Source organism: Amycolatopsis alba DSM 44262, from assembly GCF_000384215.1.
Taxonomy (GTDB): Bacteria; Actinomycetota; Actinomycetes; order Mycobacteriales; family Pseudonocardiaceae; genus Amycolatopsis; species Amycolatopsis alba.
Genome location: NZ_KB913032.1, coordinates 2453773 through 2476755 on the forward strand (window position 1 = coordinate 2453773; position 22983 = coordinate 2476755).

19 protein-coding genes are annotated in these 22983 nt (G+C 69.8%); 13 read left to right on the plus strand and 6 right to left on the minus strand.

Annotation, left to right across the window (positions count from 1 at the left end):
* Positions 1-12 precede the first annotated feature (12 nt).
* Positions 13-573 carry a hypothetical protein gene (locus tag AMYAL_RS0111485; protein WP_020631450.1) on the minus strand — a complete coding sequence of 187 codons (561 nt, stop codon included), beginning with the start codon at positions 571-573 and terminating at the stop codon, positions 13-15.
* A 181-nt stretch (positions 574-754) separates the two neighbouring features.
* On the opposite strand from AMYAL_RS0111485, the gene AMYAL_RS0111490 reads away from it, so the two are divergent.
* Complete coding sequence (locus AMYAL_RS0111490) at positions 755-1240, plus strand: hypothetical protein (RefSeq protein ID WP_039795419.1); 486 nt, start codon at positions 755-757, stop codon at positions 1238-1240.
* On the opposite strand, the gene AMYAL_RS0111495 is transcribed toward AMYAL_RS0111490, so the two are convergent.
* A complete protein-coding gene (locus tag AMYAL_RS0111495) occupies positions 1221-3239 on the minus strand; it encodes a thioredoxin domain-containing protein (RefSeq protein WP_020631452.1) in 2019 nt (672 codons plus the stop codon). The two genes, AMYAL_RS0111490 and AMYAL_RS0111495, sit on opposite strands and share 20 nt — an antisense overlap.
* A 63-nt stretch (positions 3240-3302) precedes the next feature.
* Between AMYAL_RS0111495 and AMYAL_RS0111500 the strand changes: the two genes are divergently transcribed.
* The gene (locus AMYAL_RS0111500; RefSeq protein WP_026466968.1) at positions 3303-4670 is read left to right on the plus strand and encodes a 3' terminal RNA ribose 2'-O-methyltransferase Hen1; all 1368 of its coding nucleotides are present in this window, start codon (positions 3303-3305) and stop codon (positions 4668-4670) included.
* The gene (locus tag AMYAL_RS0111505) at positions 4667-7159 is read left to right on the plus strand and encodes a polynucleotide kinase-phosphatase (protein ID WP_020631454.1); all 2493 of its coding nucleotides are present in this window, start codon (positions 4667-4669) and stop codon (positions 7157-7159) included. The genes AMYAL_RS0111500 and AMYAL_RS0111505 overlap by 4 nt, the downstream gene beginning before the upstream one ends.
* Before the next feature lie 466 nt (positions 7160-7625).
* On the opposite strand, the gene AMYAL_RS0111510 is transcribed toward AMYAL_RS0111505, so the two are convergent.
* Both AMYAL_RS0111510 and mca read right to left on the minus strand, forming a co-directional pair.
* The gene (locus AMYAL_RS0111510; RefSeq protein WP_020631455.1) at positions 7626-7955 is read right to left on the minus strand and encodes a hypothetical protein; all 330 of its coding nucleotides are present in this window, start codon (positions 7953-7955) and stop codon (positions 7626-7628) included.
* Positions 7956-8849: a mycothiol conjugate amidase Mca gene (gene mca, locus AMYAL_RS0111515; RefSeq protein WP_020631456.1), complete on the minus strand. Its 894-nt coding sequence runs from the start codon at positions 8847-8849 to the stop codon at positions 7956-7958.
* A gap of 145 nt (positions 8850-8994) precedes the next feature.
* Between mca and AMYAL_RS0111520 the strand changes: the two genes are divergently transcribed.
* From AMYAL_RS0111520 to AMYAL_RS0111530, 3 genes are all read left to right on the plus strand, one after another.
* The gene (locus AMYAL_RS0111520; protein WP_020631457.1) at positions 8995-9450 is read left to right on the plus strand and encodes a DUF4307 domain-containing protein; all 456 of its coding nucleotides are present in this window, start codon (positions 8995-8997) and stop codon (positions 9448-9450) included.
* Positions 9451-9649: 199 nt separating this feature from the next.
* Complete coding sequence (greA, locus tag AMYAL_RS0111525; protein WP_020631458.1) at positions 9650-10150, plus strand: transcription elongation factor GreA; 501 nt, start codon at positions 9650-9652, stop codon at positions 10148-10150.
* Positions 10151-10290: 140 nt separating this feature from the next.
* Positions 10291-11094, plus strand: a complete 804-nt coding sequence (locus AMYAL_RS0111530; RefSeq protein ID WP_020631459.1) for an MBL fold metallo-hydrolase — start codon at positions 10291-10293, stop codon at positions 11092-11094.
* Here AMYAL_RS0111530 and AMYAL_RS0111535 read toward each other — a convergent pair.
* The gene (locus AMYAL_RS0111535) at positions 11091-11564 is read right to left on the minus strand and encodes an Lrp/AsnC family transcriptional regulator (protein ID WP_020631460.1); all 474 of its coding nucleotides are present in this window, start codon (positions 11562-11564) and stop codon (positions 11091-11093) included. The genes AMYAL_RS0111530 and AMYAL_RS0111535 overlap by 4 nt on opposite strands.
* 122 nt (positions 11565-11686) lie before the next feature.
* Between AMYAL_RS0111535 and hppD the strand changes: the two genes are divergently transcribed.
* The 7 genes from hppD to AMYAL_RS0111570 all read left to right on the plus strand — a co-directional run bounded on the left by hppD (position 11687) and on the right by AMYAL_RS0111570 (position 21662).
* Entirely contained in the window at positions 11687-12886 is a 1200-nt protein-coding gene (gene hppD, locus AMYAL_RS0111540) for a 4-hydroxyphenylpyruvate dioxygenase (protein WP_026466969.1), read from the plus strand.
* A gap of 238 nt (positions 12887-13124) precedes the next feature.
* On the plus strand, positions 13125-13667 hold the full coding sequence (locus AMYAL_RS0111545) for a YbaB/EbfC family nucleoid-associated protein (RefSeq protein ID WP_020631462.1): 543 nt from the start codon (positions 13125-13127) through the stop codon (positions 13665-13667).
* Between the two features lie 33 nt (positions 13668-13700).
* The gene (locus AMYAL_RS0111550) at positions 13701-14015 is read left to right on the plus strand and encodes a type VII secretion target (protein ID WP_005167944.1); all 315 of its coding nucleotides are present in this window, start codon (positions 13701-13703) and stop codon (positions 14013-14015) included.
* Positions 14015-18796, plus strand: a complete 4782-nt coding sequence (locus tag AMYAL_RS0111555; RefSeq protein ID WP_026466970.1) for a DNA/RNA non-specific endonuclease — start codon at positions 14015-14017, stop codon at positions 18794-18796. The genes AMYAL_RS0111550 and AMYAL_RS0111555 overlap by 1 nt, the downstream gene beginning before the upstream one ends.
* 36 nt (positions 18797-18832) lie before the next feature.
* Positions 18833-20389, plus strand: a complete 1557-nt coding sequence (locus AMYAL_RS0111560; protein ID WP_020631463.1) for a TNT domain-containing protein — start codon at positions 18833-18835, stop codon at positions 20387-20389.
* A gap of 11 nt (positions 20390-20400) precedes the next feature.
* Positions 20401-21252: a hypothetical protein gene (locus AMYAL_RS0111565; RefSeq protein WP_026466971.1), complete on the plus strand. Its 852-nt coding sequence runs from the start codon at positions 20401-20403 to the stop codon at positions 21250-21252.
* Between the two features lie 131 nt (positions 21253-21383).
* The gene (locus AMYAL_RS0111570) at positions 21384-21662 is read left to right on the plus strand and encodes a hypothetical protein (RefSeq protein ID WP_020631465.1); all 279 of its coding nucleotides are present in this window, start codon (positions 21384-21386) and stop codon (positions 21660-21662) included.
* A 131-nt stretch (positions 21663-21793) separates the two neighbouring features.
* Here the strand turns inward: AMYAL_RS0111570 and AMYAL_RS0111575 are convergent, their stop codons facing one another.
* Complete coding sequence (locus tag AMYAL_RS0111575; protein ID WP_020631466.1) at positions 21794-22951, minus strand: cystathionine gamma-synthase; 1158 nt, start codon at positions 22949-22951, stop codon at positions 21794-21796.
* Positions 22952-22983: the final 32 nt, after the last annotated feature.

Consider the following 22983-nt stretch of genomic DNA (forward strand, 5'->3'; position numbering starts at 1 on the left):
CGGACCCCGGCCTCAGGAAAGGTCCGGTCCCTGTGAGCGGAGATCGTCGACCTTGGTCATCGCCTCCCGGAGCTCGGCGAGCCAGCTGTCCGCATGCTCCCCGACCAGCCGGACGGCCCAGGCCAGCGCCTCCGACCGCGACCGCGCGACACCCGCGTCGACGAGGGTGTCGAGGACCAGGCGTTCTGGCTGCCGCAGCCTGGTCATGACCGGCGCCGAATGCGTGGTGAACAGATGCCTCGTGCCGCCGAGGCTCGCGCCCCAGGCGACCTTGCGCTGATACCGGTGCTCGGCCTGGCGCGCGATCTCGATCCGCTCGTCGCGGGTCTCCTCGCGGAACCGGCTGATCCGGCCGTCCTCGGCCGCCGCGCGGGCGGCGTCGTCGGCGTACTCGCCGGTGAGCGGCTGGAGTTCGCCGACGATGACGATCTCCTCGCGATCCACCGTGACCTGCGGATCCCCGGTGAACCAGCCCTCCGGGAGCCGTCCGCCGAACCACGCCGCCGCGTCGTCCGCCGACGGGATCTCCGCCTGCTGCCAGCCGCCCCGGCCCTTCCAGCCACCGCGTCCCATATGTCTCGCCGTCCTGAAGTAGGTGTGCATGCTCGCCTCCGCGATTACATGATTACAACGCTACCGACGCTACGCGCGTAATCGCCGGTATTCACGCGTGTTCTCCCCCGGCGAAACCCGAGGCAACCCGATGACCTGCGCGGACGTGTTCTCACCGACAGCCGTCGAGGAAGGGAACCTCATGCTGAAGAAAGCCATGATCGGCGCTCTCGTCTGCGGAGCGGCTCAACTGGCGGTGATCGCGCCCGCCGCGGCGACCACCGATCCCAGCTGGTATCTCGGCCCGGCCGAACTCGGGCCCGGCGAACAGATCTACGCCGAGACCAAGGCCGCGGCGGGCGGCTGCACCCCGGACGGCCCGGTGACCTCGCCCGGTCTCGCCGAGCCGATCGGGTGGACCATCGGCGGGAACTTCGGGAAATACGGCGGGTTCGGGCACGTGGTGAAGACGCCAGGCAAGTACGTCGCGACGCTCACCTGCACCGACGGGCGCAAGTCGACCCGGACGTTCACGGTGGTGGGGGTTCCGCCGTCCAGCACCACGAAGCCGCCGAAGACCACCAAGCCCACGGCCGCCAAGCCGAAACCGAAGCCCCAGGTCACGGTGAAGCCTGCCGGGGCCCCGCAGACCGGCGGCGGCTTCGGCGCTATGTCGTGGGACTGGTGAGCTGAGAGCGCAGGTCCTCCGCGGTGGTGACCGGCCGCTCGCACACGTACCCACGGCACACGTACGCGGCGGCGGCACCTCCGACCAGCGGGCGATCCGCGAGCAGCGGTACCCCGTCGGCGTCCGGGGTACCGCTCACGACGACGGCGCCGTCCGGCAGCGACGCGACGGCGGCGGCCAGCAGGTCCGCGCGCGCAGCGGCGTCCGGTCCGACGACGGCGACCTGGACCGGGCCGGCTGCGGCGGCTTCGGCGACGGTGAGCCAGTGCCCGGCGAATCGCGGCGCGTGGGCGGCGAGCCGTCCCGCGCGGGCCAGTGCCTGCTCGGCCGCCTCGCGGTAGCGGCCGACCTGGTCGTGCCCGGCGAGCACGGACGCGGTCAGCAACGCGTTCGCCAGTGCCGAAGCGCCCGACGGGCTCGCGTTGTCGGTCGGGTCGGACGGCCGCTGCACCAGGACTTCCGCGTCGTCGGCCGTGTCGTAGTAGGCGCCCGGCGACTCCGGGACGTCGAAATGGGCCAAGGCGAGGTCGAGCAGGGTGACCGCGTCGGCGAGCCAATGCGGTTCCCCGGTCGCCTGATGGAGCTCGAGCAGACCTTCGGCGAGGCACGAGTAGTCCTCCAGCACCCCGGCCGTCGTGCCGACGACGCCGTCGCGCGAGGTCCGGCGCAGCCGTCCGTCGACGAAATGGGTGTCCATCAGGAAAGCCGCGGCGCGGGCGGCCGCTTCGATCCACTGTGGACGTTCAAGCCGCGAGCCCGCCTTCGCGAGCGCCCCGATCGCGAGCCCGTTCCACGCGGCGATGACCTTGTCGTCGCGGGCGGGCTGCGGGCGCTCGTTCCGGGCGGTCAGCAGCGCGCCACGGACCCGCTCATAACGCGTTTCGTCCTCTGGATGCGGCTCACGCAGGCGCAATGTCGACGCGCCGTGCTCGAAGTTGCCCCGCTCGGTCACCTGGAACAGCTCGGCCGCCCAAGCGCCGTCTTCCTCGCCGAGCACCTCGGCGAGCTGCGCGGGAGTCCAGACATAAGTGAGCCCTTCGACGCCGTCGGTGTCCGCGTCGAGGGAAGCCGCGAAGCCACCTTCGGCCGTCCCGAGGTCGCGAAGCAGGAATTCCGCGGTCTCCTCGACCGTCCTCCGCGCGTACTGATGCCCTGTCACGCCGTGGAACTGCGTATAGAAGCGCAGAAGCAAACCGTTGTCGTACAACATCTTCTCGAAGTGCGGCACTTCCCAGCGCGCGTCGACCGAGTAGCGCGCGAAGCCACCGGCGAGCTGGTCGTTGAGCCCGCCGAGCGCCATCGCCTCCGCCGTGTGCTCGACGGCGGCGAGATCGGAGCCGGTGCGCTCGTGATGACGGAGCAGGAAGTTCAACGCCATCGTCGGCGGGAACTTCGGCGCTCCCCCGAATCCGCCGGTTTCGGCGTCGTACTCCTTGCCCAGTGAAGCGGCCGCGGACTCCAGCGCCACACCGTCCACAACGGACTCGGGAAGCGGCCCGCTCTTCTCCGTCAGATGCGCGATGATCTGCTGAGCGCCGGAACGCAGCTCCTCCGGGCGCTCGCCCCAGGCCTCGGCGACCGCGACGAGCAGCTGCGAGAACGACGGCATCCCCGGCCGCGGCGACGGCGGGTAGTAGGTGCCGCAGTGGAACGGCTCGCCCTCCGGGGTGAGGAAACACGTCATCGGCCAGCCGCCCTGACCGGTCATCGCCTGCGTGGCCGCCATGTACACCGAGTCGATGTCCGGGCGCTCCTCGCGGTCCACCTTGATGTTGACGAAGTTCGCGTTCATCAGCGTCGCGGTCGCTTCGTCCTCGAAGGACTCGTGCGCCATGACGTGGCACCAGTGGCAGGCCGCGTAGCCGACCGAGAGGAGGATCGGCACGTTCCGCCGTTTCGCCTCGGCCAGCGCCTCTTCGCCCCAGGGCCACCAGTCCACCGGGTTCTCGGCGTGCTGCAGCAGGTACGGACTGGTCGCGGCCTTCAGGCGGTTCGACATGTCACCAGGGTCGCACGCGGAAATGCGGGCGCGCGGAACGGCCTTGTGCGCGACACTGACCCGGTGTTGCTGACCATGACGACCACCCGGACACCCGCCACCGACCTGGGCTTTCTCCTGCACAAACATCCGGAGAAGGCGCAGCCGGTCACGCTCTCGGCCGGAACGGCGCACGTCTTCTACCCGAAGGCGTCCGACGAGCGCTGCACCGTCGCGCTGCTGGTCGAGATCGACCCGGTCGGCCTCGTGCGCGGCGGCGGGACGTCGTTGACCCAGTACGTCAACGACCGGCCTTACGCGGGCGGCTCGTATCTTGCGGTGGCCCTGCGGGCGGCGTTCACCACGGCGTTGGCAGGCCGGTGCGCGAACCGGCCGGAGCTGGTCGACGAACACTTTCCACTGGAGATCCGGGTCCCGTCGCTGACCGCGCGCGGTGGTGCCGAGGTCGTCCACAAGCTGTTCGAGCCTCTCGGCTGGCAGGTCGAAGCGAAGACGATCCCGCTCGACCCCGAATTCCCGCAGTGGGGCGATTCCCGCTACGTCGATCTCCGGCTGACCGGGACCCAGCGCGTCGTCGACGCGTTGCGGCAGCTGTACGTCCTGCTGCCCGCTCTCGACGGCGACAAGCACTACTGGATCGGCCAGGACGAGGCCGACAAGCTGCTGCGGGTCGGCGAGGGCTGGCTCGCCGGGCATCCGGAACGGGAACTGATCACCAGCCGGTACCTCGAACGGCGTCGCCCGATCGTGTCGTACGCGCTCGCGCGGCTGGCCGAAGCGGGCGACGTTCCGGCCGAGGCCGAGGCACGGGTCACCGAACTGCCGGACCGGCCGGAGCCGCTGGCCGTGCAACGCCACGGGAGTGTGCTCGCGGCGCTCCGGGCGGCGGGCGCGCGGCGAGTGCTCGACCTCGGTTGCGGCGGTGGCGCGCTGCTGCGCGTGCTCCAGAAAGAGCCGTCGTTCACCGAGATCGTGGGGGTCGATGTGTCCGCGAGCGCGCTCGACATCGCGGACAAGCGCCTCAAAGACAAATCGCGGATCACGCTGCGGCAGTCCGCGCTGACCTACGCGGATCCGTCGCTGGCCGGATACGACGCGGCCGTGCTGATGGAGGTGATCGAGCATGTCGACGAGGAGCGCCTGCCCGCGCTGGAGCACGCCGTGTTCGGTGTCGCCGCACCGCGGACCGTGCTCGTCACGACGCCGAACGCCGAGTACAACCGGCACTTCGAATTCCTCGAAGAGGGCCGGTTCCGCCATGCCGACCACCGTTTCGAATGGACACGCGAGCAGTTCCGCTCGTGGGCCGAGGGGGTCGCCGCACGGCGCGGCTACGACGTCCGCCACCTGCCTGTGGGACACGAGTCCCAGGAATCAGGACCGCCGACCCAGATGGCGGTCTTCACGTCTCGAAAGGAGGCCGTGGCATGAAACTGACCATTCCCGACATGTCCCTCGTCGTGCTCGTCGGCGCCTCCGGCTCCGGCAAGTCGACCTTCGCGCGGACGCATTTCGCGCCGACGCAGGTGCTGTCCAGCGACTATTTCCGCGGCCTGGTGGCCGACGACGAGAACGACCAGAGCGCGTCGGCCGCCGCTTTCGACGTGCTCCACTACGTCGCGGCGAAGCGGCTCGAAGCGGGCCGGGTCACGGTGATCGACGCGACGAACGTCCAACGCGCTTCCCGCGCGAGCCTGCTGAAGCTGGCGAGGGAGTACGACGTCATGCCGACGGCGATCGTGCTGGACCTGCCCGTCAAGGTCTGCCACGAACGCAACGAGTCCCGGCCGGACCGCGACTTCGGCGAGCACGTCGTCCGCCGCCAGCGCGGCGAACTGCACCGCTCACTGAAGTCGTTGGAGCGTGAGGGTTTCCGCCGCGTCCACGTGCTGCGAAGCGAAGCCGAAGTCGCCGAAGCGGAGATCGTCGTCGAGCCGCTGCGCAACGATCTCCGCGAGCTGACCGGACCGTTCGACGTCATCGGCGACGTCCACGGCTGCCGCGAGGAACTGGAGGAACTGCTCACCGAACTGGGTTACGCCGACGGCGTCCATCCCGAGGGACGCACCGCGGTGTTCGTCGGCGACCTCGTCGACCGCGGCCCCGACACGCCTGGCGTGCTGCGCCGCGTGATGGCGATGGCCGAGGCGGGCAGCGCGCTCGTCGTCTGCGGGAACCACGAACAGAAACTGGTCCGCGCGCTGAACGGGCGCAAGGTCAAGGTGGCGCACGGCCTCGCGGAATCCCTGGAACAGCTTGCCGCGCAGGACGAGGAATTCCGCGCCAAGGCACACGAATTCTGTGATGGCCTCATCGCGCACTACGTCCTCGACGGCGGCAAGCTCGTCGTCGCGCACGCGGGCCTGCCCGAAAAGTTCCACGGGCGGGCGTCCGGCCGGGTGCGGAGCACCGCGCTCTACGGCGACACCACCGGCGAGACCGACGAGTACGGCCTGCCGGTGCGGCTGCCGTGGGCGCGCGACTACCGCGGTTCCGCGATGGTCCTCTACGGGCACACGCCGACACTGGAGCCGGAGTGGGTCAACGGGACCATGTGTCTCGACACGGGCTGCGTCTTCGGCGGCAAGCTGACCGCTTTGCGTTACCCGGAGCGGGAAGTCGTGTCGGTGAAGGCGAAGAAGGTCTGGTACGAGCCGACGCGCCCGCTCGAACCGGACCGGCCGCTGGGCGGACGCGAGCCCGCCGTACTGGAGCTGGGCGACGTCACCGGGAAGCGGATCGTCGAGACCCGGCATCACGGCCGGGTCGGGGTCTCCGCCGAGCAGTCCGCGGCCGCGCTCGAGGTGATGAGCCGGTTCGCCGTCGACCCGCGCTGGCTGCCGTACCTGCCGCCGACCATGGCGCCGTGTTCGACGTCCGACTCCGGTGACCACCTCGAACACCCCGAGGAGGCTTTCGCCGAGTTCCGCGCCGCGGGGGTCGATCACGTGGTGTGCGAAGAGAAGCACATGGGATCGCGGGCTGTCGTGCTCGTGTGCCGTGCCGACGACGTGGCTCCCGCGCGGTTCGGGATCCAGGGACCGGGCGCGGTCTACACCCGCACCGGGCGGCCGTTCTTCACGCCGGAGCAGAACGCGCTGCTGCTCGCCGGGGTGCGGGAAGCCGCGTCGGAGCTGTTCGAGGAGCTGGACACCGGCTGGCTGTTGCTCGACGCGGAGTTGCTGCCGTGGAGCGCGAAGGCGGGGTCGCTGATCTCGGGCCAGTACGCGGCCGTGGGCGCGGCTGCCCAGTCCGTGCTGCCCGCCGCCGTCACCGCACTGGACGCGGCCGCCGCTCGCGGGATCGACGTGTCGGAACTCCTGACGCGGACACGGACCCGTGAGTCCACTGTGGACGCGTACCGGCAGGCGTACCGGCGGTACTGCTGGCCGACCGACGGACTCGACGGCGTCCGGCTCGCGCCGTTCCAGGTGCTGGCCTCGGAAGGACACTCGTACCACGACCGTCCGCACGACTGGCACCTCTCACTGCTGGACCGGCTGACCGGCGACCTGTTCACACGCACGCGGACACTGGCCGTCGACACCACCGACCCGGCTTCGGTGGCGCGCGGCGTCGACTGGTGGCTGGAGCTGACCGGCGCGGGCGGCGAGGGAATGGTCGTCAAACCGGCGGCGAACCTGACACGCGGCACGCGCGGCCTGGTTCAGCCGGGAGTGAAGGTGCGCGGGCGCGAGTACCTGCGGATCATCTACGGGCCGGACTACACGCTGCCGGAGAACCTCGAACGGCTGCGCAAGCGCGGGCTGAACCGGAAGCGGGCGCTGGCGTTGCGTGAGTACGCGCTGGGGCTGGAGGCGCTGGAGCGGCTGGCGCGCGGGGAACCGCTGTGGCGGGTGCACGAGTGCGTGTTCGCGGTGCTGGCGCTGGAGTCGGATCCGGTCGACCCGCGCCTCTGACCCGCACCGCTCGTGAGTTAGAGCCGAGGGTGTCTTTGGTAGGTGGCGGTGTCGTGTGTCCGTTGGGACGACTCGCGTGACGGGATGGACGACACGTGTGTCTGGCGGGACGACTCGCGTGTCCCAGCCAGCCCGCGTGTGGCGTCCGTTCAATCACGCGTGTCGTCCATTGGCTCACGCGTGTCGTCCCTTCTGTCACGTGAGTTCGCAGCCGCGGGTGTCGCGAAAGCCACTTTCGCGACGTCTGATGTCCCGAAAGTGGCTTTCGCGGCACTGCCCGGCCTTACTGGACGCGGGGTCAGCCGGGCAGGGGCCGTGAACGAGCCAGAGGTGCATGGGTGTCCTGAAGGCCCCCTTTGAGACGTTCAACGTCTCAAAGGGGGCCTTCAGGACACCGCGACAACCGCCCTCGCGACGGTCGTGAGCGGTAAGGACCGCCAGAACCCGAAACGCCGCTCACGACGCGTCAGTCGGATTTGGCGACCGGCTTCTCCGCCTTCTCAGCGGACTCGGCGGGCTTCTCCGCGTCAGCCTCCGAAGAAGCCGCAGGAGCCGCAGGAGCCTCCTCGGCGGGTTCGTCGAAACTCGCCGGAAGCCGCTTCAGATGCTTGGTCATCGACCGCACCAGCAGCGCGACGGCGATCAAGAACAGGATCAGGATCAGGAAACCCACCGGCGAAGACTTGCCGAAGTCCTCGCCTTGGCCGCCGTTGTCGCCGTTGCCGGGCTGCTGCGCCAGGAACTGCGACGACACCGTCACTCCGATGACGGCGAACGCCGGCACACCGAAACTCATCTAGCCCTCCTTCAAGCCGGCGAACAGATCGTCCTCCGGCAGGGTGCTGTCCACCAGTGAGCGGACCAGCTCGTACTCCTCGGTCGGCCAGACCTCGCGCTGCAGGTCGCGCGGGACGGCGAACCAGCGGCTGTTCGGGTCGATCTGGGTGGCGTGCGCCTTGAGGGCCTCGTCACGCTGCTCGAAGTAGTCGCCGCATTCGACGCGGGTGGTCACCCGGTCCATGACGTCGGCCTTCTCCGGGTCCCACGACTTGAGCCACTCCTCGTACGGCGACTCCAGGCCGCGCGCGAGCAGGCCTTCGTGGAACACGGTCATCCTGGCGCGCGAGAACCCGTGCACGTAGTACAGCTTCATCGGCTGCCACGGCTCGCCCGCGTCCGGGTAGCGCTCCGCCTCGCCGGCGGCGTCGAAGGCCGCGACCGAGATCTCGTGCGTGCGGATGTGGTCGGGGTGTGGGTACCCGCCGTTCTCGTCGTAGGTGACGATCACGTGCGGGCGGAACTCGCGGATGACCTTCACCAGGGCGCCGGTGGACTCTTCGAGCGGGATGACCGCGAACGAGCCTTCCGGGACCGGGGGCAGCGGGTCACCCTCGGGCAGCCCCGAGTCGATGAACCCGAGCCACACGTGGCTCACGCCGAGGATCTTGGCCGCGCGGGCCATCTCCTCCCGGCGGATCTCGGTCATGTTGGTCAAGACTTCAGGACGGTCCATGGCCGGGTTCAGCACACTGCCCGCTTCGCCGCCGGTACAGGTCACGACCATGACCTCGTGCCCTTCGGCGGCGTACTTGGCCATCGTGGCCGCGCCCTTGCTCGACTCGTCGTCAGGGTGCGCGTGCACCGCCATCAGGCGGAGGCGTGACTTCAACGGTTCATCGGCTGACACCATGCTCCGAACGTCCCCTTCTCGTTCCCTATTCCCCTGCCACCCTGCCTGATGGCCCGCCCGGCCTGGCGCGGATACTCGAGGGGAACCACTCGCATACGGCTCCATTGTCCCTGCGAGCACGACGACACCAACCGGGAGGCCCGCGTTGAGCACGGGACAGGACGCTCCCACCGCGGAAAGCACCCGGACGGACCTGCCGGAGGACCGGTACGGCAAGACCCGCGCCGCGCGGCCCGCCCGCTGGCGCCGCCTGGTGTTCGGCGTGATCGCACTGCTGGTCAGCGGCGGTATCGCGTACGCCATGTACCTGAACTTCGGCAGCGCGCCCATCGACGGCGAGCGCGTCTCGTTCGCCGAGAAGCCCGGCGACGCGATGGAGATCACCATCAACGTGACCAGGGACGACGTGAACCGTCCCGGCGTGTGTGTCGTCCGGGTCCGTGACAAAGCGGGGGCGGAGAGCGGCCGTAAAGAGGTCCTGATTCAGCCTGGTTCGAAGAACAGCAGGGTGACTACCACCATCAAGAGCATCGGAAAGCCGGTCACGGCTGATATCTTCGGATGCTCATACGACGTACCACGGTACCTGTCAAGGCCATAGCGGCCAACGGGGTGAAACAGGCGCCCAACGCCGAGGCGCGACCGAATTCCTCCGGCGGCGATACCTCGCGCCGTGTTACTCTGATCTACCGGCACGGCCCAAGACGGGCCGTGTTTTTCCTTTATCTCAGCCAGGCCGTCGCGCCATGCCGGCCCGGTGGCCGGCTTGTACACCCAAGCCTGGCAGGCCCTACTAGGAGATGGTGACCGTGAGCGACACAAAGGTGACCTGGCTGACCCAGGATGCCTACGACAAACTCAAGCAGGAACTCGACCACTACATCGAGCTCCGCCCGGTCATCGCCGCGAAGATCAACGACAGCCGGGAGGAGGGTGACCTCAAGGAGAACGGGGGTTACCACGCCGCCCGTGAAGAGCAGGGCCAGCACGAAGCCCGCATCCGCCACCTCCAGGAACTCCTCCGTTCGGCCAAGGTGGGCGAGGCTCCCGCCAACGACGGCAGCGCGGGACCAGGAAAGGTCCTCACCGTGCGTTACGACGGCGACGACGTGGACGAGAACTTCCTCTTGGCGACCCGCGAAGAGGGCACCGAGGGTGACCTGGACGTTTACTCGCCGGAGTCCCCCCTCGGCAAGGCGCTGCTCGGCGCCAAAGAGGGCGAGACCCGCGAGTACGAGCTGCCCAACGGCAACATCCAGAAGGTGACGCTCGTCAAGGCCGTGCCGTACACCGGTAAGTGAGCCGCCCGCGCGCCGCTTTGCGGCCGAAGGCCTCGGAAGCGAACCGGCGCCCCTTCGGCGACACTGCGCGCCCGGCCCGATATGGCCGGGCGCGCATATGAGCCGTTAGCGTGACCTCCGGAGAAATCTGGAGGGAAACGATGAGCGAGCTACCGATCTGCGTGGCCTGCGGCATGCAGTACGCGGAACCCCGGTCCGACTGCCCGATCTGCGAAGACGAACGTCAGTACGTCCCGCGGACCGGGCAGCAGTGGACCGATCTGAACACCGTTCGCGCCAGTGGCACGTACACGGCTCGCATCGAGGAGCAGGGACCCGGTCTCGTCGGAGTCGGGTCCACGCCCAACTTCGCCATCGGCGAGCGGGCCTTGCTGGTCAAGGCCGAATCCGGCAACTTCCTGTGGGACTGCGCGGGCTTCATCGACGACGACCTGGTCGCGAAGGTCCGCGAACTCGGCGGGATCACCGGCATCGCGATCAGTCACCCGCACTACTACACCACCATGGTCGAATGGGCCCACGCCTTCGACGTGCCGGTGTACCTGCACGAGGGTGACCAGCAGTGGATCGGCAGGCCGGACCCGGCGATCAAGCTGTGGAGCGGCGCGACCCTCGATGTCGCCCCTGACCTGCGGCTGATCAACCTCGGCGTGCATTTCGCCGGCGGGACGGTGCTGCACTGGCCCGGCGGGGAGAACGGCCGCGGTGCGGTGCTCTCGGGCGACATCCTGCAGGTCGTCCCGGACCGCCGCTTCGTCGGCATGATGTACAGCTACCCGAACCTGATCCCGGAGCGCCCGGAGATCGTCCGCCGCGCCGCCGAGATGCTCGAACCGTACGAGTTCGAAGCGATCTACGGCGCCTGGTGGGACGCGATCATCCGCACCGACGGGCGCGAAGCCGTCCAACGCTCGGCGAAGCGGTACCTGGGCCAGGTGAGCTAGCTCCTCGCCAGCCGTTCCAGCAGCGGCCGTACGCGCGGCGGAACCGGCGTCGACAACGCGATCGACGTCGACGTCCGCCGCACGTACGGCGCGCCGACCACCTCGTCCACCACTCGCTGCAGGTCGTCGTTGCTGCGCGCCACCATCCGCACGAACAAATCGCCCTGACCGGTCGTCGCGTGGACCTCGCACACTTCGTCGATCGCGGACAGCGCCTCCGCGACCTCGGCCCGGCGGCCCTGAGCGATCTCCAGGACGGCGAACGCGGTCAGCCCGTATCCCATCGCCGCGAGGTCGAGTTCGGGCGGGAACCCGCCGAGGATCCCGCGTTCGGTCAGCCGGTCCAGCCGGGCCTGCACGGTGCCCCGCGCGACGCCGAGACGCCGGGCGCATTCGAGCACCCCGAGCCGGGGCGAGTCGGTGAGCAACAACAGCAGCCGCGCGTCCAGATCATCAGGGGTGTCCGACATCGTGCCTACCTCCTGAACAGGTTGTCCACTATGACTGCGCCGACCACTTCTTCACTGGACATAGTGCGCAGCCAAATCTTTGACCGTTGCACATTTTGTCATGCCCTCGGATGCTTCAGGGCATGACGCACACAGCGGAACCCCAGGGTGCTCTTGACGACGTGAGCTACGACCAGCTGCGTCAGCTCGTCGGCCTCGTCGACCACGACTCTTCGACCGACCCCTTCCCGGTGAAGTCGATGGACGCGGTGGTGTTCATCGCGGGCAACGCCACACAGACCGCGTGGTTCTACCAGGTCGCGTTCGGCATGCAGCTCGTCGCGTACTCGGGCCCGGAGACCGGGAACTTCGAGCGCAAGTCGTTCGTGCTGAAGTCCGGCTCGGCCCGCTTCGTGATCACCGGCGGCGTCAAGCCGGACTCCCCGCTGCTCGACCACCACCGCCGTCACGGTGACGGCGTCATCGACCTCGCGCTCGAGGTCGCCGACGTCGACCGCTGCATCGACCACGCCCGCGCGCAGGGCGCCACCGTCCTCGAGGAGCCGCACGACGTCTCCGACGAGCACGGCACCGTGCGGATCGCCGCGATCGCGACCTACGGCGAGACCCGCCACACGCTGATCGACCGGTCGAAGTACACCGGCGTCTACCTGCCCGGCTACGAGCCGCGCGAGAGCAAGATCGTCCGCCCCGAGGGCGCGCCGAAGCGGCTGTTCCAGGCCGTCGACCACTGCGTCGGCAACGTCGAACTCGGCAAGATGGACTACTGGGTCGACTGGTACCACCGCGTCATGGGCTTCGTGAACATGGCGGAGTTCGTCGGCGACGACATCGCGACCGAGTACTCGGCGCTGATGAGCAAGGTGGTCTCCAACGGCAACCACCGCGTCAAGTTCCCGCTCAACGAGCCGGCGATCGCGAAGAAGAAGTCGCAGATCGACGAGTACCTCGAGTTCTACGGCGGCGCGGGCTGCCAGCACATCGCGCTGGCCACCAACGACATCGTCGCGACGGTGAAGGCGATGCGCGCGGCGGGCGTCGAGTTCCTCGACACCCCGGACTCCTACTACGACGACCCGGAGCTGCGCGCGCGGATCGGCGAGGTCCGGGTGCCGATCGAGAAGCTCAAGGAGCACCGCATCCTGGTCGACCGCGACGAGGACGGCTACCTGCTGCAGATCTTCACCAAGCCGATCGGCGACCGCCCGACGGTGTTCTACGAGCTCATCGAGCGCCACGGTTCGCTCGGCTTCGGCAAGGGCAACTTCAAGGCCCTGTTCGAGGCCATCGAGCGTGAGCAGGAGCGCCGAGGCAATCTTTAACGGCGAGGCGCCATCAGCGCAGCGCCGAGGCAACCTCTGACCCCGGCAGTTCGCAGGGCGTGAAAGGGCTCTTCATCGCACTTTGTGCGGTGAGGGGCCCTTTCGCTGCGTGATGGGGCCAACTTTGTCGGCCGGGGGTGGTACACCGGACGGGAACTAAACTTCGAGCACACCGGAACCGGGGGCCTCTCCGGACCGTCAGTGTGAAGACGTCAGCACGCAGCTTGAGAGGGTCCCGATGCCGGACAACGTCGACGCCAGCGAACGCATGGTGGACAACTGGACGAAGCAGATCCAGGAGACCGCCGCGCGCTATCAGGCGATGGCCGCCCGCATGCAGGGGCAGACCGTGACGGAGCGGTCGAAGGACAACACCGTCGAAGTGACGGTCGATGCGAAGGGCCTGCTCAAGAACCTCGTCATCTCCGAAGCCGCGAGCGGCAAGCGGATGGCCGAGGTCTCGGCGCAGGTCATGCGGCTCGTGCAGCTCGCGCAGTCCCGGATCCCCGAGCTGCTGCAGCAGGCGATGGCCGAGACCGTCGGCACGACGGACGAGACGGCGAACCGGGTCATCACGGAAGCGCAGAGCACCTTCCCGGAGGCTCCCCCGGAGGAGGACCTCGCCCCGCCGGAGCCCGAGCGGCACCACCGCTTCGGCCCGGAGGACGAAGAGCCCCCGCCGCCCGCGCCGTCGGCTCCGCCCCAGCCCAAGCCGATCCCGCGCCGCCGCCGCACGCAGGACGACGATGACGACGACTTCGGCGGCAACATTCTTTCCTAGCACGTTCATCCGGCCTGGTAGAGGGGAGAAACCATGGCAGGCAAGGGGTACGAACTCGGCGCCGACCTCGACGCGCACTCCAAGCAGATCGACGGCATCGCCGACGGGCTGCGCGGCGCGGTCGACGCCGCGCAACAGGTGAGCATGCCGACCGATGCGTACGGCATCATCTGCCAGCCGTTCCGGATGATGCTCGACCCGGTCGAGGAGTTCGGCATCAACGCGCTGAACAAGGCCGTCGAGGCCGCGACGGCGGTGGCGAACAACGTGCGTTCGGCGTCCAACGCCTACCGGACGCAGGACGAGAACTTCGCCGCCGAGTTCAAGAACGCGCAGGTGCCTGACTGATGCCCGAGGGAAACCCGCTCGTCGCGAAGGCGCCGACCGATGGCGACGGCCCCGGACCGCTGACGGCAGGGAACAGCGAGTACGGCTACGGCGCGGGAATCGGCGTCGCCGAGTCGGCCATGGACGCCTTCAACGGCATCTCGAACGGCGACTGGATCGGCGGCGGGCTCGGCGTGCTGAGCCTCGCGGGCGAGATCGCGAGCGCCGCGATCGACCCGTTCGGCTACCTGATGTCGTCGGTGGCGTCGTTCCTGATGGAACACATGCAGCCGCTGAAGGACATGCTGGACGCGGTGGCAGGCGATCCGCCGGTGATCCAGTCGTATTCCGAGACCTGGGGCAACGTCGCCAAGAAGCTGGAAGACAGCCAGGTCGAGCTCTCGAACGCGGTCAAGAACGGCACCACCGGCTGGACCGGCGAGGCGGCCGACCAGTACCGCAAACAGGCCGCGGAACAGGCGGAGGCCATCAGCGGCGCGGCGACGGTCGCGGGCGCGATCAGCACCGTGGTGATGATCTTCGGCGAGATCGTCACGTTCGTCCGCGAATTCATCCGCCAGCTGATCGCGGACGCGGTCGGCAAGCTCATCTCCTGGGTCATGGAGACGGTGTTCTCCCTCGGCTTCGGCACGCCCTTGGTGGTCGCGCAGGCCGTCACCGCGATCGCCGAATGGGCCGCGAGGATCGCCGACAAGCTCAAGGAACTCTGCGACGCGATGCGGCGGGTCTCGCCGCTGCTGGGCAAGCTGGCCGACGTCTTCGAGAAGATCATCAAGGTCTTCGGCAAGATCGCGGGCAAGGTCACCGGCCTGGACGTGATCAACACCAGGAACATCAAGACGGGCGGCTTCGTCCAGCGCGGCGGCCGCGGCGGTGGATCCGGCGGGCCCGACGGTGGCGGCACCGGTTCCGGGGACGGTCCGGACGGCGACGGTTCCGGCAGTGGATCCGGCGACGGTTCCGGTGGCTCGGACGGCGACGGATCCGGCAGCGGTTCAGGCGACGGTTCGAACGGTTCAGGCGACGGCTCGAACGGCTCCGACGGCGACTCCGGCCGTTCCGGCGATTCCGGCTCGAACGGCGACTCCCCGAGCGCGACCCGCGGCGACGGCTCATCGTCCACAAGGGACAGTGGCGGATCGCCATCCCGTTCGGACGGAAGCTCTTCCAGTCGAACCGGCGATGGCGACGGACCGTCCACTTCGGACGGAAACCTCGGCGACGCGCCGGACGGTGGCGGCTCTCCCAGCGCGGCCCGCTCCGACGGCGGCGGCTCTCCCGGCGATTCCGGCACTCCGAACCGCGCGCACGACGGCGGCTCACCGAGCCCGAATCGGGCGGACACCGGCGGTTCGCCGAGCCACACCCCGGACAGCGGCTCCCCGGCACCACACACCCGCGCCGACAGCGGCAGCGCCCCCAGTCACACCCCTGACGGCGGTTCCCCCGCGCCACACACCCGCACCGACACTCCGAGCCACACGCCCGACGGCGGCTCCCCAGCCCCGCACACCCGCGCCGACAGCGGCTCCCCGAGCCACACACCCGACGCCGGTTCTCCCGCGCCACACACCCGCGCCGACAGCGGCTCTCCGAGCCACGCCCCCGACAGCGGTTCTCCCGCACCGCACACCCGTACGGACAGCGGCGGCTCCCCGAGCCACACACCCGACGCCGGCTCCCCCGCGCCACACACCCGCGCCGACAGCGGCTCTCCAAGCCACGCCCCCGACAGCGGTTCTCCCGCACCGCACACCCGCGCCGACAGCGGCGGTTCGCCCAGCCACACCGGAGACAGCGGCGGCTCGCCCCGGACACACGGCGGAGACGGCGGCGGTTCACCCACACCGCGGTCCGACCCGTCGCCCGGACACCACACCGGCAACGACGGCAGCCCCACCCGGCCGACCGACAGCGGCACGACGACCAGCGGCACCGCGCCCACGGCGCCGCGTGTCGGCGACGCCGGTCCTTCACCTGTCCCGTCGCAGCGCGGCGGTACCGGTGGCGACGGTTCGCCCGGTGTCCCGCCGCAGGGTCAGCCGGTCGCCGGCGGCATGCCGCCTCAAGGCGGTCCCGGTGGTGCCCCCGGCGGCACCCCTGGTTCGCCCGGCGGAAGGCCGCCGGGCGGTGGCTGGACGGGGACGCCCGGTTCGCCGCGCACCCCGGACACGCACACCCCGCGCACGCCCGACACCCACACCGGTCCCAGCCGCGGCCCCGGCCAGACCGGTCCCGGCGGGCGGCCGAACCAGCCGCATCAGCCGCAGCCTGCCGCCCGCGGCAACGACTTCGGTCCCGGCGCCCAGCCGCACACCGGCACCCCCGGTTCACCGGGCACGCACGGCCCCGGCACCCGGCCCGGCGGCACCGGTCCCGGCAACACCGGTCCGGGCGGCCGCGGCCCTGGCGGCCACTCCGGGCAGCCCCACTCGCCGGAGGGTCACGGCCCCGATGGGCACGGCCCGCGCCAGGACCCTGACGGGCACCCCGACGGCTCGCCGCACGACCGCGGCCCCGACGGCGAGCCGGACCGGCCGCTGACGCCCGACGAGGTCAACCAGCGGCATTCCGAGGGCACTCCCGCAGGTAGCTCGTACCACCGGGGAGACCCGGACATGGGCGACCTGCCGCACCGGGTCCAGCCGGATCCGGACGGCCGCTACACCGTCGACGTCCACGTCACCCCGGACGGGCACGCCCGCATCGGCAACCGCACCTACACCCCGGAAGAGTTCGCGGACATCCTGCGCCGCAACGGGGATTACGACGGCCGCCCGATCCGGCTGATCGGCTGCGACGCCGGTTCGAACGACTTCGCGCGCCGTCTGTCGCGGGAACTCGACACCGAGGTCATGGCGCCGAGCAGGCCGGCGTGGACCGACTCGAACGGGCGCGTCTTCTCGTCCGACTACGAGATCGGCCCTGACGGCCGCCCCCGGCCCAAGATCCCGCCGAACGGCGAATGGGACGTCCACAGCCCCGACGGCACCGCCCGCCGGGCGAGCGACGACGGCTTCACACCGGACACCTCGCATACGGACAAGCAGGGTGTGGACGCCGACAGCGCCCGCAGCCGCGGTGACGGCGACGACGACACCTCGTCCCGCCGCGACCAGCCTCCGCCGGGCGCGGACCCGGACAGGACGTCCCACCGGCAGGACCCGCCGTCCAGCGCGGACGGCGACATCCCCAGGGACCGGAACCAGCATTCGGTGCGGCAGGAAGGCGAACTGCTCGACGGCAACCGTCAGCAGGACATCCACCGCAACCCGCAGCACCAGACCGATTTCGACCCGCCGACGACACCGGGCGCCACTCCTTCGCGGGTCGGCGGGCCGGACCCCGACACCGACATCCGCCCGCCCGCCCGCGGCGAGCGGTTCCCCGGCGACCAGCAGCTGGGGCGGAACCAGGCGTACGAGGTCTTCGACGACGCCGGGCGCCGGCGCGGCGTTTACCACACGGACGGCACCGGCCGGGTCACCCACATCGACACCGAGCACCCGAACCAGCAGCCGCGGGTCAAGGACAAGGGCCCCAACGGGACCGTCACCTACAAGCCGAACGACAACTACCACCCGAACCCCGACGTCACGAACCCGCATCCGAACACGACGTACCGGGTGGAGGTCGAAGGCCACCACCAGACGTTCTCGACCGACGCGCAGGGCAACCCGCATCCGTCGGTGACGTTCCACCGCCCGGACTTCGAGGGCGAGCCGGTCACTGTCCACCGCGGTGACGCCCTCGCGCCGGACCCTAAGGCGTCCTTCGCGAGCGGCGGCCCGTACGCGCCGCACACCCGGTACGAGGTCACGGACTCGGCGGGGGTGCACCGCGGCACCTTCTACACCGACGCCAAGGGCCACGTCCGCTGGGCGGACATCGAGTCCGGCCGGATGATGCGCAAGCACCCCGACATCGAGGCGAACAACAAGTACGGCATCGGCGAAGGCGACCCCATCGTCCGCCAGCGACTCGACCCGGACGCCGAAGTACCCCACGGGGCCAGGGATCCGGAACGATTCCGCGGCAACGAGCGCGTGGACATGAGAATCCCCAGGGGCGACTCGTTCTTCGACCACATGCCCAAGGACGCGGAAGGAAAGCCGCTACCCCTGGAACCGAACAAGAAGTACGTCGTCACCAGCGAGTACAGGAACCCCGGTCGCGAGGACCACACGCGCTCCATCTACTGGACCGACGAGCACGGCAACGTGGTCTTGGAGACCTACCGGCCCGCCCATCCGGACCTCAACAACCCGGCACCGAACATGGTCTACAACGTGGACGACGGAAAGTTCGTCTACCACACCGGCCCCGAGCTCGACGGCGGCGGCACCGACACGGTGCGGGGCCGCGCGAACGACCTGGAACTCCAGGAGGACGGCGCGGCGCCCAACCGGGATTCGTCGGCTCAGGACGAGTCGAACAAACAGGCCACCGGAACACCGGGGAAGTACGACGGCGGCCATCTCTTCGGCAAGCAGTTCGACAGTCCCGGCGAGTTGCTGAACATGATGGCCCAATGGCGGCCACAGAATCAGGGCCGGAAGATCGCGGGGCCGGACCACTGGCACGCCTTCGAAAGCGACCTGGCCAACTTCCTCGAGAAGGGCGGCGGGAAGCGGAAGATCGAAGGAATGGAGGTCTTCCCGATGCGGGACGGCAGCCAGGTTCCGCACACGATCCAAGTACGCTGGATCGAGGTCGACGAGTTCGGCAACAGCAACGTCCACATGCGCAGCTTCCCCAACAATCCTCCGGCGAGGCCGTGATGACCGCGGTGGCACCAGCAGAAAGGAACCGCTCCGATGCCCCGTGACGCGGCAGAGCTCCAGCAGCTGAAGTACGACATGGTGTACGCGCTGTCGGACGCGGCGCCCGAGGGCTGGCGCCGGATCGACCTGGTCTGCCGCGCCAACGTCGACGTGCACGACTTCACCATCGCCGTGCTGATGGGCGACGGCGGCTACGCGACCATCGAGGTGCCGCAGGAGGCCGTGCGGATCGCGCTCCGGATGCGGGAGCTGTACTACGAGGACGGCGAGGGAACCTGGTTCTCGATGCGCTTCATCGTCGATCCGCCGACCCGGTTCCGGATCGTCCACAACCTCGAATGGGATCCGCGGTGGCAGCCGTCGATCGATCCCCTTGGCTGGGCGCGGGACCTGGAGGCGTTCCCTCGGGACGCCGAGCACATTCCGGCGTGGTTGCGCGAAAAGCTCGCCGGAGCCGGGCAACCGGTGGCGGAACCGGCCGAAGACGCTCGCACCGAGCCGCTCGACCCGGCGGAGCAGAACCAGATCTGGGTCCGGATCGCCAACCTCATCGCGCTGAACGTCCCGACCGACTGGGCGCAGGTCATGCTGACCTACCGCGTGATCGGCGGCTACACCGAACTGGCGGTGATGGTCCGCCGGGACAGCGACGGCGGCCTGCAGCTGTGGGACCTGCCCGAACAGGTTCCCCCGCTCCTGGCCGAACTCCGGAGCGGGATGTACCGGCCCGGCCGCGGGACATGGTTCCAGGCCGTCGCCCACATCCCGCGAGACCTGAGCGCGGAGTACGAGTACACCTGGGACGACCAGCCCGCCTGGGACGGCGAGCCGCCCGCCGCGGAGTTCGCCGCCGAACTGACCGCGTTCCCCCGCGATCCGGCGAGGATTCCGGACTGGCTGAACGAACGGCTCGGTTCCGGGGCCGCGACCGGATCCACCGGGGCGGACGACCCCGAGACCGCCGCCAAGGAGGCCGTCGACGCGGCCGCCGCGCTGGAGCTGGACCCCACCCGGTACCGCGTCGGCGAGGTGGCCGACGGCGCCTGGTGCCTCGTTGCCGAGGACGGCCGTTGGGCGGTGTTCCAGGCGCAGGGCGAGGAGCGGCTCGAAGAGGCCGTCTTCGACACGGCGAGCAAGGCCGTCCGGTACTTCGTCGGGCACCTTTACCTGAACCAGGCCGACTTCCGCGGTGAACTCCCGCCGGACGCCAAACGACCGACCGAGGACTGGCCGATCCAGCCGGTCGGCGGCGACGTCGGGCTCCAGTTGTACGGCGGGAAGCGGATCGTGACCCTTCCGCCGGGTACCGAGATGGACCGCTTCGGCAGCCCGTCCGGCAACACGCTCTACGCGGCGCGGACCGAGTTCACCCATCGGTCACAGCCCGCCGAGGAACAGCGGTTCGAGTACCACGTGTACCGGACGCTCCGTCCCGTCCGCGCGATCGTCGGATCGCCGATCGCCTGGTACGACCAGGCAGGCGGCGGTACGGCGTACGTTCTCGAGCGCTCGATCGCGGAACTGCTCGCCGACGGCTCCCTCGTGGAGATCCCGCAGGCGACGACGCAGCCCCCGCCGCCGCGGACCTGAGGGGAGCATCGATGACAACGCCACCCGTGCCGCTCGGCCCGGAGCAACAGCAGCAGATCGTCGCCCAGATCGGCAGCGGCCTCGCGTCGATGGCCCCGCCCGGCTGGCGACGGCTGCGCACCGAGCACCGGGCGGTCGGGAGGCACCTCGAGACCGACGTCCTCGTCACCGGACCGGACGGGGCGACGCATCCGGTCGCGCCACCACCGGAACTGGTCCAGCTCCTCGGCACGCTGCGGGCGGGGATGTACCAGCCCGGTCAGGGCACCTGGCTGGGCGCGACGCTGACCTTCGACGCCGTCCAGGGCACTTCCGTCGACTTCACCCTCGACCAGGAGCCGGTGTGGCGGCGCACCCCGCCGCCGATCGGCTTCCAGGATGAACTCCGGTTCTTCCCGCGCGCCGAGCAGAACATCCCGCCCTGGCTGCGACGGCGAGCGGGCCTGGAGCCCACGCCGGTGGCCACTCCTCCCGCCGAAACGCCCGAAGCCCTGCGCTCGCCGCGCGTCCACGACGGGCTCGACGAGTCGGGCCGCCCGACGGTGAACCGCGAGCCGCTGTCCCCTGCCGAACGAGACCGTGTGCTGGCGTACCTCGACGGCGCCCCGGTCGTGCTGGCGTCGCGGAGCTACGACGCCGACGCCTTCGATCCCGACCGGGAACCGTTGGTGCCGTTGAACTTCCGCACCGACGGCCGATGGTACTGGCCGGGCGCGGTCGCCTACTACCTGCGCGAGCACGACGTGGCGCCCGATCCCGAACTGCTCGGCCACATCCGGGCGTCGCGGTTCACCCTGCCCGAGATCGGCGAGCCCGAACGCGAACTCGCGGTCGCCGCCATCACCGGTCAACCGTCCACTTAGGACAAAGCGCTCCGGCGGGCGGTCCGGGGCCGCTGACCGGCAGGAAGATGTCACCTGGCGGATACGTCACGTGACAACTTCGCCGTCCGGGTACTCTTGACGACGGCGGCGAAGGCAACCAGGGAGTGCGCATGGCACGGGGGAACATCGGCAGGGTCCGGGCGACCCGCTCCGCCGGGCTGCTCCCGGTCGTGCTGGCGCTCACGTCGGCCGCCCTGCTGACCGGCGCCGCCGTCTACACGGTAGATCGCGCCGGATGCGTGGATCCGGGCCAGTACATCCGGCACGACAACCACATCGAACTCGTCGGCGGCTGCGTCGACGGCTCCGAACTGCCCGCCGCGCCGCAGGGGACCTCGCACGAAGCGGACGCGAGGAGCGGCGCGACCCCCAGCAACTTCCGCCCGTAACCGGGCGATTCCTCCCACCACACCGCGCTGACCAGCGCGAACAGAGCAAGGGACCTTTGCTGTCACTTAGTTAGCATGGGTACGCTAATGATAGCAAAGGTCCCTTGCTCACGCCCTGGGCTCGGCGGCGGTCAGCCCAGGGCCTTGGCCAGATCGTCGACCAGGTCGCTGCCGTCCTCGATGCCGACGGAAAGGCGCAGCAGGTTGTCCGGCACCTCCAGGGTCGACCCGGCGGTGCTCGCGTGGGTCATCCGGCCGGGGTGCTCGATGAGCGATTCGATCCCGCCCAGCGACTCGGCGAGGATGAACAGCTTCGTCTTCGAGGCGACCTCGAGCGCGGCCTGCTCACCGTCGACGTGGGTGAACGAGATCATCCCGCCGAACCGCCGCATCTGCTTCGAGGCGACCTCGTGGCCGGGGTGCTCCGGCAGGCCGGGGTAGTAGACGCGGTCGACCTTCGGGTGCTTCAGCAGCATCCGGGCGATCAGTTCGGCGTTGTCGCTGTGCCGCTCCATCCGCAGCGCGAGCGTCTTGATCCCGCGCAGGGTCAGCCACGCGTCGAACGGGCCGGGCACCGCGCCTGCCGCGTTGCGCAGGTAGAACAGCTGCTCGCGCAGCTCGTCCTCGTTCGTCAGGATCGCGCCGCCGACGACGTCGGAGTGCCCGCCGAGGTACTTGGTCGTCGAGTGCAGGACGACGTCGGCACCCAGCGAAAGCGGGTTCTGCAGGTACGGGGTGGCGAAGGTGTTGTCGACGACCAGGCGGGCGCCGGCGCCGTGCGCGACCTCGGCCAGCGCGGCGATGTCGGCGATCCCCAGCATCGGGTTCGTCGGCGACTCGCACCAGATCAGCTTCGTCTCCGGCCGGATCGCGGCGCGGACCTCGGCGATGTTGCCCAGGTCGGCGACCGTGTGCTCGACGCCCCACAGGCTGAGCACCTTGTCGATCAGCCGGAAGGTGCCGCCGTACGCGTCGTTGCCGAGCACGAGGTGGTCACCGGGCCGCAGGGTCGCCCGCAGCAGGACGTCGCTGGCCGCCATCCCCGACGCGTAGGCCAGGCCGTGCCGGGCGCCTTCGAGCGCCGCGAGCGCGACCTCCAGCGCGGTGCGCGTGGGGTTGGCGGTGCGGGAGTACTCGTAGTCGCCTTCGCGCGTGCCGCCGACGCCGTCCTGCGCGTAAGTCGAGGTCTGATAGATCGGCACGATGACCGCGCCGGTCCGGGGATCAGGGCTCTGCCCGGCGTGGATCGCGCGTGTCTCGAAGCCCAGCAGAGAGTAGTCGTCGGCCATACCGTCCAGGGTACGACCACCACCTCGAGATC

Coding starts and splice junctions, on each gene's coding strand:
- mca (WP_020631456.1), bottom strand. CDS start 8,849: ATGGTGTCAGCCGATGAACCGTTGAAGTCACGCCTCCGCCTGATGGCG.
- AMYAL_RS0111575 (WP_020631466.1), bottom strand. CDS start 22,951: ATGGCCGACGACTACTCTCTGCTGGGCTTCGAGACACGCGCGATCCAC.
- AMYAL_RS0111495 (WP_020631452.1), bottom strand. CDS start 3,239: ATGTCGAACCGCCTGAAGGCCGCGACCAGTCCGTACCTGCTGCAGCAC.
- AMYAL_RS0111545 (WP_020631462.1), top strand. CDS start 13,125: ATGCCGGACAACGTCGACGCCAGCGAACGCATGGTGGACAACTGGACG.
- AMYAL_RS0111505 (WP_020631454.1), top strand. CDS start 4,667: ATGAAACTGACCATTCCCGACATGTCCCTCGTCGTGCTCGTCGGCGCC.
- AMYAL_RS0111490 (WP_039795419.1), top strand. CDS start 755: ATGCTGAAGAAAGCCATGATCGGCGCTCTCGTCTGCGGAGCGGCTCAA.
- AMYAL_RS0111570 (WP_020631465.1), top strand. CDS start 21,384: ATGGCACGGGGGAACATCGGCAGGGTCCGGGCGACCCGCTCCGCCGGG.
- AMYAL_RS0111560 (WP_020631463.1), top strand. CDS start 18,833: ATGCCCCGTGACGCGGCAGAGCTCCAGCAGCTGAAGTACGACATGGTG.
- AMYAL_RS0111550 (WP_005167944.1), top strand. CDS start 13,701: ATGGCAGGCAAGGGGTACGAACTCGGCGCCGACCTCGACGCGCACTCC.
- AMYAL_RS0111530 (WP_020631459.1), top strand. CDS start 10,291: ATGAGCGAGCTACCGATCTGCGTGGCCTGCGGCATGCAGTACGCGGAA.
- AMYAL_RS0111510 (WP_020631455.1), bottom strand. CDS start 7,955: ATGAGTTTCGGTGTGCCGGCGTTCGCCGTCATCGGAGTGACGGTGTCG.
- hppD (WP_026466969.1), top strand. CDS start 11,687: ATGACGCACACAGCGGAACCCCAGGGTGCTCTTGACGACGTGAGCTAC.
- AMYAL_RS0111535 (WP_020631460.1), bottom strand. CDS start 11,564: ATGTCGGACACCCCTGATGATCTGGACGCGCGGCTGCTGTTGTTGCTC.
- greA (WP_020631458.1), top strand. CDS start 9,650: ATGGTGACCGTGAGCGACACAAAGGTGACCTGGCTGACCCAGGATGCC.
- AMYAL_RS0111485 (WP_020631450.1), bottom strand. CDS start 573: ATGGGACGCGGTGGCTGGAAGGGCCGGGGCGGCTGGCAGCAGGCGGAG.
- AMYAL_RS0111555 (WP_026466970.1), top strand. CDS start 14,015: ATGCCCGAGGGAAACCCGCTCGTCGCGAAGGCGCCGACCGATGGCGAC.
- AMYAL_RS0111565 (WP_026466971.1), top strand. CDS start 20,401: ATGACAACGCCACCCGTGCCGCTCGGCCCGGAGCAACAGCAGCAGATC.